Below are 13,031 nucleotides of genomic sequence, written 5' to 3' on the forward strand. Positions count from 1 at the left end.
GTTTGGCAAACCTGCCATCTGCTCGTCAGGCCGTAATGACGCGCGATGCGCTGACGATCTTTTCAGTCAGCGTATCGAGCTGTTGCTCGGCTGACTTGTCATCCTTCATGACAATGCAGAAACTGCCGATGACGCCGCCATCCTTTCCAAAGATTGGACTTGCGATACCGAGAAGACCGCGGTCCAGATCGCCCCGCGTCACCAGGACGCCGGCATTGCGGATCAGTCGCAGACGCTTCTTGGTGATGGGCCAGGTGGAACCGAGGCCTGCGGCGGTGACGTCTTTCTGATTTTGTTCGATCAAGGGACGGACAACACGCGCCGGCAAATGCGCCATAATGACTTTTGAAGCCGCCCCACGATGGAGCGGCATCGGCCGGCCGCGTTCGTAGCTATAGGCAAATCCGGGTTTGCCGACGTCGTGGGTGTAGATGCACATCACCTGGTTGCGATAAAGCCGGCAAACAAACAGCACCGACGGAATTTCGATGGTCGGGGCCAGCCTTTGCATCAGCGTGTCAGCGGACGTGATGAGCGGGTCGAGCATCCGCATTTGACGATCGAGCATTGTGATCGTCGGTCCAAGCACGTATTGGCCAGTGCTGATCGCGACAATCAGCCCTGCATCGGACAATTTGCGAAAATATCGATAGGTCGTGCTCTGAGCTAATCCCAGTTCCTCGGCGGCTTGCTCGACGGTCCATCGCGGCTGCTCGAAGGTGAACAGGCCAAATACCGAGAGCAACTTATCGGAGATGCTGACCAGAGCCGAATCCCTTCGCGTGCGGGCCTAGATCACGATGATTTTGGATCGATGATCCAAAATCATAAACGTGATCGATTCTTATACATTAGAGCATGATGTCGTCCGAAAACCGCATCGCACTTTTCGGCATCATGCTCTTGGGGGCGGTAGCGGCAGATGTCCCTGGTCTTCAACCGAGGCCGGATATTGGGTGACCCAGACAGAAATTTAAAGACATTTTTCTTGTTTTCTGGGAAAATAGTTGTCATAAGCTATGGCGCAGGCTCGCAGGAGCCTAGTTTGACAACTATCGAAGGCTGGAATTGCGAGAATGCGTATCTGCCGTTTTAACGATAACCGCGTGGGTCTCGTCCGGGACGATCACGTTTACGATGTGACCGCGGCGCTCAGTGAGCTCGGCACGTTCTCGTATCCTTTGCCGCGATTTGATCCGATGATTGCTCAGCTGCCAAAGCTGATGCCTCTGTTCGAAGAAATCGCGAAGACCGCGACGCCGATTAAACTCTCGAGTGTGAAATTGCTGTCGCCCGTCGCCAATCCGGGAAAGATCGTAGCCGCGCCGGTCAATTATCAAGCGCATCTCGACGAAGCGATTGCCGAGAAGGAAACATTCTCGCGCCATCACGTGCGGCAAATTCACGAGACCGGTCTTTTTCTGAAGTCTACAAGCTCCGTCGTCGGCCCCGGAGAGGGTGTCGAGCTTCGCTTCCCGGACCGCAGAAGCGATCATGAAATCGAGCTGGGCGTCGTCATCGGCAAGGCGGCAACGAATGTCAGCGCTGCAAATGCGCTGGATATCGTTGCGGGCTATCTCATCGGTCTCGATATGACGGTGCGAGGCCCGGAGGAGAGGAGCCTGCGGAAGTCCGTCGATACTTACACGGTTCTTGGGCCGTGGTTCGTGACGGCGGATGAGTTGAGCGATCCTTCAAACCTGTCGTTTGAGTTGTCAGTCAATGGTGAAGTGAGGCAATCGGCGAACACACGCGATCTTGTCATCGATACGCCGGGGCTCATCGAATTTGCGTCGAAATTCTATACACTGGAGGTCGGCGACATTCTCTTGACCGGCACGCCGGAAGGCGTCGGTCCGGTCAAGCCCGGCGACCGCATCAGCGCAACCATCGAGCGGATCGGCTCGATGGATGTCGAGGTTCGATAAATCGGATTGGTCGTTTGATCTCGCAGAAGGCATAAAGACATGCATGTCGTGATCGTCGGAGCCGGAATTGGTGGTCTTGCCGCAGCCTTGGCGTTGGCGAAAACTGGCACTCGCACAACCGTTCTCGAATCTTCGCCGAAACTCGGCGAAATCGGTGCGGGCATCCAGCTGGGACCAAACGCCTTTCATGTGCTGGACCAGCTCGGCATGGGTGAATATCTTCTGAAGGGTGCGGTCTATGTCGACTCCTTCAGGCTGATGGATTCCGCGACGGGCCGGCAGATCAATCGCTTTTCCTATGGTGACGACTTCAGGGAGCGCTTTGGTAATCCCTACGTCGTGGTGCATCGCGCCGACTTGCATCAATCCCTGATCGATGCCTGCCAAGCCAGCGGTCTGGTAGACATCAAGACCGCCGTGCGAATCAAGAATTTTGAGCAGGACGTGAACGCCATTCGCGCCGTGTCGGTCGATGGCCTCACATTTGAAGGGGATGTGCTGGTCGGTGCCGACGGCCTGCATTCCGCGATCCGCGCACAGATCATCAACGATGGACCGCCACGGGTCTCCGGTCATACGACATTTCGTTCGGTCATTCCCACCGAACAGATGCCGAAGGAATTCCAGTGGAATTCAATGACGATCTGGGTGGGGCCGAAGACCCATGTGGTCCACTATCCGCTGAAGGGCGCAAAGGTCTTCAATCTGGTCGCGACCGCGCATGACGATGCCGATGTCGCTGTGACAGGCGTGCCTGTGAGCGATGAAACGGTGGCCGAGAAGTTCGCTCATCTCGTCCCAGAAGTGCGTCGCATCATCAGTTCCGGTCAGAACTGGAAAAAGTGGGTTCTCTGCGATCGTGATCCGGCCGAGAATTGGAATGACGGCCGTGCGACCTTGCTGGGCGATGCGGCACATCCGACGCTGCAGTATTTTGCGCAAGGCGCTTGCATGGCAATGGAAGACGGGATGTGCCTGGCGCGTGTGCTTGGCCAAGCTGGCAGCGATGTGGTCAACGCTCTCGATCGTTATCGGCAGGAGCGACTGGTGCGAACGGCGCGGGTGCAACTTGGCTCGCGCCTGATCGGCGACCATATTTTCCATCCCTCCGGTGCGCATGCGCTCGTGAGAAATGCCACGCTCAGTGCCATGGACGACCGAAGCTTCAGGGAAGCTCTGGCCTGGCTCTATGACGGTCGCCAGGCTCTGGCGGCGTAGCCTTATGGCAGTCGTATGAGCTGAATGTATCGACGGCGCGTTTTCAGCAGCGCAGGACGACCTTGCCGATATGTTGCGAGGCCTCCAGCATCTCGTGGGCTTTTGCTGCTTCAGCCAGCGGAAATTCCGCGTGCACCACGGCTTTCACGTGGCCCGACGTAATCAGAGGCCAGGCGTGATGCTCGATCGCGCGCTTGAGCCGCGCTTTTTCGTCCGCGGATTTTGGACGCAGGGTTGAAGAGGTGAGCGTCAGGCTCCTGCCCATGACGGGGCCGAGATCGATCGCGGTCGCCGAGCTTTCAAGAAACGACAGGCTGACGTGGCGTCCGCCCGCCGCAAGGATGGAGATGTTGCGCGGCACATAGGAGCCACCGACAATGTCGAGGACGACATCGACGCCGCGCCCGCTGGTGAGATCTTTAATCGCCGTTGTAAAGTCCTCATCCTTGTAAAGAATGGAGGCCTTGCAGCCGAGGTCAGCCACGGCCTGTTGCTTTTGCTTGGAGCCAAGTGTCGCATAAGCGGTGGCGCCGGTCGCGGCGGCAAGCTGGATCGCCATGGTTCCGATGCCACTGGCGCCGCCATGAACGAGGACTGAATCGCCAGGCGTGAGGCGTCCCAGCTCAAACAGATTGTGCCACACCGTGAAGACGACTTCGGGCAATGCGCCGCCATCGCGCATCGAGATATGATCGGGTAGTTTGAGACAATGCCGCGCGTCGGTCGCCACATATTCCGCATAACCGCCAGAGAGAAGGAGCGCGGCGACGCGGTCGCCAATGGCGAGGCCGTCAGCCTTCTCGCCGAGCGCGACGACGGTGCCGGCGCATTCAAGACCAAGGATATCGTTCGCGCCCGGAGGTGGCACGAAAATTCCCTTTCGCTGCATGATGTCCGGCCGGCTGACTCCGGCATAGTCAACCTTGATCAGCACTTCACCCGGTTGCGGCTTGGGCACCGGCCGGGTTTCCACGGCGAGAACCTCAGGGCCTCCCTTTTCCTTTGCGATCATGCAACGCATGGTGTCGGGAATGGTGTTCATGGAATTTGATCCTCCGCTCCAATGCCCTTGAGCGCAGCACGGGCAACTTCCACGTCCTGTGCACCGGTCCCGGACCCGACGCCAACCGCACCGACGCAAACGCCGTCGATGACGATGGGAAGTCCGCCTTCGAGATTGGTGAGGCGGCCTCCGGCTGCGATCGCGAGCTTCACTTCCAGCTTCGGATCGAGCCGCGATGTCGGCTGGCGATGCGATGCGGCCGTGATGGCCTTCGACTTTGAGGTTTCCGCCGAGAGCAGCTTGGCATTGTCCATGCGGATATAAGCCAGCATGTTGCCGCCATCGTCGACGATGGTGATGTTCTGCGGCACGCCCAGCTCCTCTGCCTTCGCGACAGCCGCCTGCAACGCGATCAGGGCGCCCTGATGCGTGAGTTTCAGGAACGGTCTCGTGGTGTCTGCTTTGCTCATGCCTTGATCCATTGTTCGGCCGGCTGATTGAGATGGGCCGCCAGTCTTTTCATCATCGCATCGGCTTGCGCGAGTTCGTCGATGCCGATCCATTCGTCCGCCTTGTGCGCACGGCCGATATCGCCTGGTCCGCAGACGACGGTCGGGATGCCGGCTTTTGCGTAGAGTCCGGCCTCGGTGCCAAAGCTCACCGTACCGGCCGGGTGTTTGCTGTCCGCAAGACGCGCCACGGTCGCAACCGCCGCATCGTTCTGTGCAATCATGAGCGAGGGATAGGACGAAATATTCTCAACAATGATATCGGCTTCGGAAGCCTGTCGCTTGAGATCGTTTCGCTGCTCATCAATGAAACGGTCGATTTGTGCGAGAAGTGATGCGACGTCGGTCCCCGGGATATCCCGGATCTCGAATTCTATGACTGCGCGATCTGGCACGAGATTGAGCGCCGTGCCGCCGTGCAGGGAGCCGACATGGATGGTGGTGTAGGGCGGGTCGAACGCCTCATCCCGCACATCGGAATTGCTTGTGGTGTCGGCGAGATCGCTGATGTTGTTCACAAGCCTTGCCGCAGCTGTCACGGCATTGGCCGCGCGATGGGGAAGGGCGGAATGTCCGCCGCGGCCTGTGACGATGATCCTGCGTGCGACCTTTCCCTTATGCGCATATACGGCATTCAGCCCGGTCGGCTCGCCGACAATGCAAAGCGCAGGCTTTGTTGGCAGGCTCGCCACCACGTCGACGAGGTCTGGGGCGCCAAGACAGCCAACCTCTTCGTCGTAAGACAACGCAATGTGCACCGGGGTCTGTGTTGCGGCCGCCTTGAAGTGCGGGGCATGGGCAAGAACACCGGCGATGAAGCCTTTCATGTCCGTCGCGCCGCGACCGACAATGCGATTGTCGCGCCTGGTCGCGGTAAACGGTGGGCTCGACCAGTCCTGTCCGTCGACCGGCACGACATCGGTATGTGCGGACAAGACGATGCCGGCCCGATCGGAAGGGCCGATGGTCGCAAGGATGGAAGCCTTTGCGCCGGTCCTGTCTGCAATGCGTTGCGACCGGACATCATGCCGTGCGAGATAACTTTCGATCCACGACACGATATCGAGATTCGAATCACGACTGATGGATGGAAATCCGATCAGCGCATCCAGAATCTCAAGCGTGGTTTGTTGATCAGTCATCGCAGGTCATTTAGTGTGAGCGTGAAAGACGAGGTGACGCGCAATGACATATTCCATAGCTGCCCGATGCGAGAAGACCGGAGCATTCGGGATCGCGATCACATCGTCGTCGATTTGCGTCGCCAGCCGATGCGCCTGGGTCGGTCCGCTTGGCGCGGTATCGACACAGAACATCACCGATCCGGCACTTGGACCTGCGGGCCTTGGCCTGTTGCGGCAAGGGCTGGGCGCTGGCGCGGTGCTTGATCTGCTTCTCGCTGGGACGCCGGACCCTGACTATCGCCAAGTCGGCGTCATCGATCGCTACGGCAAGACGGCTTTGCATTCCGGAAAAGAAGCGCTGCCGCTTGCCGCCTTCAGTGAAGGACGCGGCTGCATCGCGCTTGGAAATCTTTTGGCATCGCCCGATGTTCCTGCGCAGATGGTCGCTGCCTTCGAAAAATCGTCGGCAGAAAGCCTGGCGGAGCGCCTGATGCGCGGCCTTGAAGCCGGACTTGCTGCCGGTGGTGAAACCGGAGACGAGCACGCGGCAGGTCTGCATGTTGCTGACATCTATGACTGGCCGGTGGTCGATCTGCGTGTCGACTGGCACGACGAGCCGATCGGCGAGCTGCGCCGCATCTGGACATTGTATGCCCCGCAGCGTGCCGCCTATGAATCGCGCGCGCGGGCACCGGGCACTGCACCGAGCTTCTAGCATCCTCATGCACTCGCCGGCGGAAATGCGACGGCATCGTTGCCGCTGACGCCGATCATGATCCGCGCGCCCGCATCCCACATGCCGTTGGCATCTTTGGCGTTGAGCCGCATCAGGACGCGCGCCGGCGACACCTGCGGCATGTCGACATAAAGATCGACATGGCCGCCCTGGTAGATCGATGCCGCGACAGAGCCATCGAGCGTGGCGTCGTTCACGGACGATACGTGCAGATGTTCCGGGCGGATGAAAAGGTCGACGTCGGCTCCGCGGGCGATGCCGGTCAGAGGTCCGGCTGGCACGGTGAGGGCGGTTTTGCCAATCCTCACCACTGCGTTCGAGCCCTCGAAGCGTTCGAGCGTCGCGCGCAACCAGGAGCCTTCGCCAATGAAGGATGCAACGAAGCGGTCGGCGGGACGCCGGTAAAGCGCTTCCGGCTTGTCGATCTGGCAGATCCGGCCCCCCGACATGACGGCAATCCGATCGGACAACGACAGGGCTTCGCTCTGATCATGGGTGACGAATATTGTCGTAACGCCAAGGCTCCGCTGGATCTCCTTGACTTCCACTTGCATCGATGCGCGCAAGTTTTTGTCCAGCGCAGAGAACGGCTCATCAAGAAGGAGAACTTTCGGACGGATCACCAATGCACGCGCCAATGCCACGCGCTGCTGCTGACCACCGGATAATTGGCGCGGTTTACGGTCTTCGAAGCCGGTCAGCTTCATCATCGCCAGAATTTCGGCCACGCGCGTGTTGATCTCAGCCTTGGCGACGCCGCGGGCTTTCAGGCCGTAGGCCACATTGTTGGCGACCGTCATATGCGGGAACAGCGCGTAATTCTGGAATACGATTCCGGTCTTGCGTGCGAAGGTCGGCACATCGGTAACGAGGGCACCGTCGATGAAAATCTCGCCGTCGTCCGGCGCCAGGAAGCCGGCAACCAGATTCAGCAACGTCGTCTTGCCGCAGCCGGACGGTCCGAGCAGGGTCATGAATTCGCCGCGGTCGATCTTCAGCCAGGCAGAATCGAGCGCGATGCTCGTGCCAAAGCGCTTGCTGACGCCGTCGAGTTGCACCGCGACATCACGGTCCGGAGTGACGGCATTCATGATCGGATGGACCTTCTCGGCCACAAGCTCAGCGGGCCTGCTCGACATTCAACACCTTTCCAAGACCGAGATACGCATTCGCAACGGTCAGCAACGCCGCCGTCACGACGATGAAGATGACGGATAATGCCGCCATCGTCGGGTCGGCATATTCGCGCACATAATTGTACATTGCGACAGGTAATGTTTGCGTTCGTTGCGCCGTCACGAACAGCGAGGCGGTAAATTCGTTGAAGGACAGGATGGCGGCGAACAACCAGCCGCTCACAAGACCGGGCATCAGCAGCGGCAGCGTGACGGTGAAAAGGACGCGCCCTGGCTTTCCGCCGAGGCTGGCGGCTGCGAGCTCCAACCGTTCGTCGAAATTGCGCAGCGAAATGTAGACGCTGCGCAGTACAAACGGCAGCACAAGAATAACGTGGCAGACGACCACGACCGTGAAAGTGCGTGTCAGGCTGATCTGGGCGGCAAGAATGAGAAGGCCCAGGCCGACCGTGAAATGCGGCACCACCAGCGGCGCCAACAAGAGACCTTCGATCAGCTTTTTGCCGCGAAATTCGTAACGGTCGAGCACGAAGGCGAAGGCTGAGCCGACGATCAGGGCGATGCTTGACGAGAGCAGCATCACGATCAGGCCGTTCTGAAAGCCGGTCTGGAAATCGCGGTAGCTGATCGCCTTGTAGAACCAGCGCAGTGACAATTGTTCTGGTGGGAACGACAGCAGTGCCTTGTCGTTGAACGCGGCGATACCGACCACAATGGCAGGCAGGATGATGAAGCCAAGGATCGCCACCACGGCGGCGCGTCCCGCCCAATTCATCATCCGGTGTGACAGCGGTCTTGCCATGTCAATGCAACCCCACTTTTTCCAGCGGTCGCAACATGAGCCGCATGATGAAGATGGACAGATAGGTCAGTAACAGGCCTGCGACACAGAGGGCGGCTGCGAACGGAAAATTGAAATTGGCAAAGCCGAGCTGGTAGACGAGATTCGATACCATATTGACCTTGCCGCCGCCAACCAGTTGCGGCGTCGCGAAAGCGCTGAAGGTCCAGGCAAAGGCTGTCGTCAGGCCGGCGACAATTCCCGGTCCCGACAACGGCAGTGTGACCGTGAAGAAAATCCGCAGCGGTCCTGCACCGAGACTTTCGGCAGCTCTCTCATAGTCAGGATCGATGTGCGAAATCGCCGCTGCCAGCATGACCACGACGACCGGCAGCGTTACATGCACCAACGCGATCGTGACGCCTGTCACGGTGAAGAGCAGTTGAAGCGGCTGCGCTATGATGCCGGTTTTGAGCAGAACCGAATTGACGAAGCCATTATTGCCCAGCACGACGATCCAGGAATAGGTCCGCACCACCTCGCCGAGGAATAAGGGCGTCACCGTCACGATCAGGATAAAGGATTTGACGGCCAGGTTGCTCGATCGCACCAGCGCATAGGCGAGTGGATAGCCGAGCACGAGGCTGATGACGGCTGTCAGCAGGCACAGCCAGACCGTATCGGCGAAGACACGCGCATAAAGCGGGCGAAGCATGGCGTTGAAATTGGCAAGCGTGAAGCCACCGACATCAAGCGAGCCAGGGATTTGCGCGCGCACGCTGTATTGCAGGATAGCCGCCATCGCGATCGTAAACACAATCGCGACCACAAGGGCCGGGATCGTGAACAGACCGAAAAATGGGCGCCGACGGGTATCGGCCGATAGGGCAGGAACTGGATTATCCACGGATCAACCTGACACGCAGTGATACCGGGCCAGCACGATGCCGGCCCGGCTGATGGCATCAGTTGATGACGTTTTCGGTAAACCACTGTCTCCATACGCCGGTTTTCTCGGCGCGGAGCTTGTGATCAATCACCAGCGATTCCTTGTTCCACTGGTCCGGTGTTGTGAAGACGCCCGGCAGTTTGGCCACTTCCGGGTCGAGTTTGGCATTGGTGACGACGGGACTGCCTTTCTTCACCGTCGCAATCTCTTTCTGCACTTCAGGATCGAGCAGGATGTTGACGAACTTGTAGGCGAGATCGGCATTCTTCGAGCCCTTCATGATGCCGATGGTGTCGACGCCGAGAACGGCGCCTTCCTTCGGAATCGCGACGTTCAGCTTCACGCCCTGGCTCGCAATATAATAGGCGTTCATGGACAGCATGACTTGCACTGGCGCTTCGCCATTCTGCATGAGTTGCTGCGAGGCCGCGTCGTTGGCGTAGTAAGCCTTGAAGTTCGGCTTCAGCGCTTTCAGCTTGGCGCTGCCCTTTTCCCAGTTCGCGGCATCGGCGCCTTCAAGCTTGGCCGCAACAGCGACGAGATGACTGGTGTCGAAATCGGGCGCCGACAGTTTGCCTTTCAGTTCAGGTTTCCAGAGATCGGCCCAGCTATCGAATTTGATATCGGCCGGCACGAGATCGGGACGATACACGATGGTGTAGACATAGGCCCATGAGCCAATGTGATAGGGGCTGATCTTGGCCTGATCGACCAGAAATTTCGCATTGGGGATCTTGGCCATATCCAACGTCTCATAGAGACCGTCATTGGCATAGAGCCATCCGACATGTGACGTCGTGAAGGTGACGTCGCTTTCCGGGCTGCCCTTGGCGAGTTTCGCCTTGTTCAGCCGGTCGATGGTGCCACCGGTGACGAACTCGACGTCAGCGCCGGTTTCCGCCTTGAATTTCTTGGCGACGGTCTGCTCGATCAGTTCTTTCCAGCTGCCGCCCCAGCTCGAGATGATCAGTTTTTCGGCAGCGAATGATGGTGCCGCCCACATGGTGACTGCGAGTGCCGCGGATGCGACGAGAATTCGTTTCATGCCCATACTCCCTCTCTGTGATCGTCCCGAGGGCAAGCAATTTGCGCGCCATCGGGTGACGCCAAGTTCTGCAATGGAACTCCCGTGCAACGATTTCCATTACGTCGTGCCCTTCAAAAGCTTCTTCCCTTCGTGCCGCTCGGCACGATCTTTTCTTCATTGTCCGTCATCGCCGCGCCCGACACGCGTGTAACGGTTATGCTGTGTCGCGGATCAGCCCCGATCCGCAGGAATCTCCGCAATGATGTCGATCTCCATGAGATATTCAGGTTTGGCGAGGCCCTGGACGATGATTCCGGTCGATACCGGAAAAACGCCTTTCAGCCACTTGCCGACGACACGATACACCGCCTCGCGATAAGCGCGATCGGTGATGTAAATTGTGATCTTGACGATGTCTTGCAGCGTCGCGCCAGCTTCCTCGAGCAGGATCTTCGCGCATTTCATCGCGTTTTCGGTCTGCGCTGCCGCATCGCCGATACCGACGATCTTGCCGTCAAGATCCATCGCGGTCTGACCGCGCAGATAGACCGTGTTGCCGGCGCGCACGGCCATGCACACATCGTTATCGAGCTGCTGTTCGGGATAGGCGTCGCGCGTGTTGAATTTGCGGATACGAAGATGGGACACGGCGACGATGACTCCTATGCTGCCAATAATCTGCGGAAATTGCGGTCGGCGAATAATAGAGGTGCGCCATCGCGGTTGTCGACTTCGACAACCTCGCCGATCAGAATGCGGTGGGTGCCGAAATCGAACGTGGATGCTGTCTTGCAGTCGAATGCTGCGAGCGCATTTTGCAGGACGGGAGCGGTGGTTGCGAGTTGCTGCCAGCGGCCGCTGGCGAAACGGTCGTGCCGCATCTCTGGGATCATGCCGGCAAATGTCTTGGCAACGATCTCCTGATCGTCAGCCAGTACATTCGCTGCGAAAACACCGTTGGCCAGAATCGTGTCGAGCGCGCGGTTATCGCGATGCACGCAGGCGACGACAGACGGCGGTTCCATTGACAGCGAGCATAGGGTCGAGACCGTAATACCGGCGCGCCCGGCCGCGCCATCCGTGGTGAGGACGGCGACGCCGGACGCAGTGCGTCGCATCGTCTCCCGGAAACGATCGGCCAAGTCCGGTTTTACGGCTTGTGTCATGCTTTCCCGATGGTCACGCGATCGGAAAGATCGGCGGCGCGCTTTACAAAGTCGAGGGGGCCTGAGAAGTCGAAGGAATTGTAGACCGCCGCCAGATGATTGAAATGCGGCGCCTGTGCGAATTGGATGAAGGTCAGCCGATGACCGGCATAGTCCGAATTGAGCAGGTCGCGGGCGAAGGCCAGCAGCTTGCGGCGATCCTCGGCCTGCCAATTGTCGTTGAGGCTGTAGAATTTCTCCAGCCAGCTTCCCGATCCGGCGGACTTGAAAGCGGCTTCGTTCGGGGTGACGCAGATCTGGCCGCCGCACAATTCACGGGCGATGTGCATCATCTGCGGCAGGTTCGCACAGGCAAAAATGCGCCCGGCATACAGCATCGACTGGTTGGGCATCAGCAGGTCGCCGGGGCTCTTCTGTGCAGCAGCGATCGCGGCTGTGAGATGAGCATTGATGCCTTCACGATAGCAGACAAGATCGGCCAGCTTCTCACGCACGGCCTGCATCTTGTCGAGGCCGGTCTGCTTTGCGTTCCACATCGCGGCGCCGATCATCATGTCGGCGACGTAGAGAATGCGCAGCGTATAGGGGAAGGCCGAGTAACGGTGCAGCGTGCCGCGGATATATTGCGCCGCTTTGGTGTGGCGATAGAAGAAGACGTCCTCCCAGGGGATCAGGACGTTGTCCAGCACCATCAGGAAGTCGACTTCGTCGAATTTATTGGCGAGCGGATAATCGGCTGCGCTGGCGCGGCCGGCGAAACCAGACCGCGCGATATGCTTGACGCCGGGCGCGCCCATTTTGACGATGCCGCCGACGGCATAGTCGGACAACTGTTCGTTGGTCCAGGCGCCGACTGTAGGCTTGAGGAAGGCCTGATCCGCATAGCCTGAAGCGGTTTCGTATTTCGCGCCGCGGACGATGATGCCGGCATCGGTCTCCTTGACCACATGCACCATCATGTCCGGGTCCTGATCCTGCGGCGCTTTCGAGCGGTCGCCTTTGGGATCGGTGTTGGCAGACACATGGAAGACGTCGGTCTCGATCACCGCCTGGATGTGGTTGGCGATATTGTCGCCAAAGCGCGGATCGATCTCGTTGAGAACATCGCGGCCATCATAGAGCGACCACATCTCACCGACAGTTTCGTCGCCAACGCGAGTCACGACACCGCCGATATCGTTCATCACCGCATCGCAGGCGGCCCATTTATCGTGCCAGTCCTTCTGCTCGCGCGGCAGGCGGTTGAAGATCGAATGCTGGCTGTTGTCCTCGACATAGGTCAGGGTCGAGGCGTGAACGTCTTCGTGCTGCATGTCGTACATGCGGGCACGGATATCGACGATCGGCTTCAAGGCGACGTGCTTGGTGGGATCTGCGACCTTTTCACCGTCGATCCAGATTTCCCGTCCGTCCCGCAGGCCTTCGCGGTACTGCTCGCCCGTTCGGATCATCGT

General features: G+C 59.0%; 14 protein-coding genes. 3 read left to right on the forward strand and 11 right to left on the reverse strand.

Annotation, left to right across the window (positions count from 1 at the left end; genetic code table 11):
• Positions 1-25: 25 nt before the first annotated feature.
• A complete protein-coding gene (locus CAK95_RS16835; RefSeq protein ID WP_086088949.1) occupies positions 26-745 on the reverse strand; it encodes an IclR family transcriptional regulator in 720 nt (239 codons plus the stop codon).
• 331 nt (positions 746-1,076) lie between these two features.
• On the opposite strand from CAK95_RS16835, the gene CAK95_RS16840 reads away from it, so the two are divergent.
• On the forward strand, positions 1,077-1,928 hold the full coding sequence (locus CAK95_RS16840) for a fumarylacetoacetate hydrolase family protein (protein ID WP_086088950.1): 852 nt from the start codon (positions 1,077-1,079) through the stop codon (positions 1,926-1,928).
• Positions 1,929-1,967: 39 nt separating this feature from the next.
• Positions 1,968-3,146, forward strand: a complete 1,179-nt coding sequence (locus CAK95_RS16845; RefSeq protein ID WP_086088951.1) for a 3-hydroxybenzoate 6-monooxygenase — start codon at positions 1,968-1,970, stop codon at positions 3,144-3,146.
• A 43-nt stretch (positions 3,147-3,189) separates the two neighbouring features.
• Here CAK95_RS16845 and CAK95_RS16850 read toward each other — a convergent pair whose 3' ends face one another.
• Genes CAK95_RS16850 through argE form a run of 3 tightly spaced genes read right to left on the reverse strand, consistent with a single transcriptional unit; the run spans position 3,190 to position 5,800 of the window.
• Entirely contained in the window at positions 3,190-4,188 is a 999-nt protein-coding gene (locus CAK95_RS16850; RefSeq protein WP_086088952.1) for an NAD(P)H-quinone oxidoreductase, read from the reverse strand.
• Positions 4,185-4,619 (reverse strand): GlcG/HbpS family heme-binding protein, encoded by a 435-nt coding sequence (locus CAK95_RS16855; RefSeq protein ID WP_086091478.1) that lies wholly within the window; start codon positions 4,617-4,619, stop codon positions 4,185-4,187. The genes CAK95_RS16850 and CAK95_RS16855 overlap by 4 nt, the downstream gene beginning before the upstream one ends.
• Positions 4,616-5,800 (reverse strand): acetylornithine deacetylase, encoded by a 1,185-nt coding sequence (argE, locus tag CAK95_RS16860; RefSeq protein WP_086088953.1) that lies wholly within the window; start codon positions 5,798-5,800, stop codon positions 4,616-4,618. Before argE ends, CAK95_RS16855 begins: the two co-directional genes overlap by 4 nt.
• Positions 5,801-5,843: 43 nt before the next feature.
• Between argE and CAK95_RS16865 the strand changes: the two genes are divergently transcribed.
• Positions 5,844-6,497 (forward strand): DUF1028 domain-containing protein, encoded by a 654-nt coding sequence (locus CAK95_RS16865; RefSeq protein WP_086088954.1) that lies wholly within the window; start codon positions 5,844-5,846, stop codon positions 6,495-6,497.
• Positions 6,498-6,502: 5 nt separating this feature from the next.
• Here CAK95_RS16865 and CAK95_RS16870 read toward each other — a convergent pair whose 3' ends face one another.
• From CAK95_RS16870 to CAK95_RS16900, 7 genes are all read right to left on the reverse strand, one after another.
• Positions 6,503-7,657 (reverse strand): ABC transporter ATP-binding protein, encoded by a 1,155-nt coding sequence (locus CAK95_RS16870; protein ID WP_245303437.1) that lies wholly within the window; start codon positions 7,655-7,657, stop codon positions 6,503-6,505.
• Entirely contained in the window at positions 7,638-8,456 is an 819-nt protein-coding gene (locus tag CAK95_RS16875; protein WP_086088955.1) for an ABC transporter permease, read from the reverse strand. The genes CAK95_RS16870 and CAK95_RS16875 overlap by 20 nt, the downstream gene beginning before the upstream one ends.
• 1 nt (position 8,457) lies before the next feature.
• Positions 8,458-9,342 carry an ABC transporter permease gene (locus tag CAK95_RS16880; protein WP_245303438.1) on the reverse strand — a complete coding sequence of 295 codons (885 nt, stop codon included), beginning with the start codon at positions 9,340-9,342 and terminating at the stop codon, positions 8,458-8,460.
• Between the two features lie 58 nt (positions 9,343-9,400).
• Positions 9,401-10,429 (reverse strand): ABC transporter substrate-binding protein, encoded by a 1,029-nt coding sequence (locus tag CAK95_RS16885; protein ID WP_086091481.1) that lies wholly within the window; start codon positions 10,427-10,429, stop codon positions 9,401-9,403.
• 213 nt (positions 10,430-10,642) lie between these two features.
• Entirely contained in the window at positions 10,643-11,059 is a 417-nt protein-coding gene (locus tag CAK95_RS16890) for a RidA family protein (protein ID WP_086088956.1), read from the reverse strand.
• Positions 11,060-11,073: 14 nt separating this feature from the next.
• Positions 11,074-11,577, reverse strand: coding sequence for a flavin reductase family protein (locus CAK95_RS16895; RefSeq protein WP_086088957.1), 504 nt, complete (start codon positions 11,575-11,577; stop codon positions 11,074-11,076).
• Positions 11,574-13,028: a 4-hydroxyphenylacetate 3-hydroxylase family protein gene (locus tag CAK95_RS16900; protein ID WP_086088958.1), complete on the reverse strand. Its 1,455-nt coding sequence runs from the start codon at positions 13,026-13,028 to the stop codon at positions 11,574-11,576. The genes CAK95_RS16895 and CAK95_RS16900 overlap by 4 nt, the downstream gene beginning before the upstream one ends.
• Between the last annotated feature and the right edge of the window lie 3 nt (positions 13,029-13,031).

The sequence above is a fragment of the Pseudorhodoplanes sinuspersici genome (genome assembly GCF_002119765.1).
GTDB lineage: Bacteria > Pseudomonadota > Alphaproteobacteria > Rhizobiales > Xanthobacteraceae > Pseudorhodoplanes > Pseudorhodoplanes sinuspersici.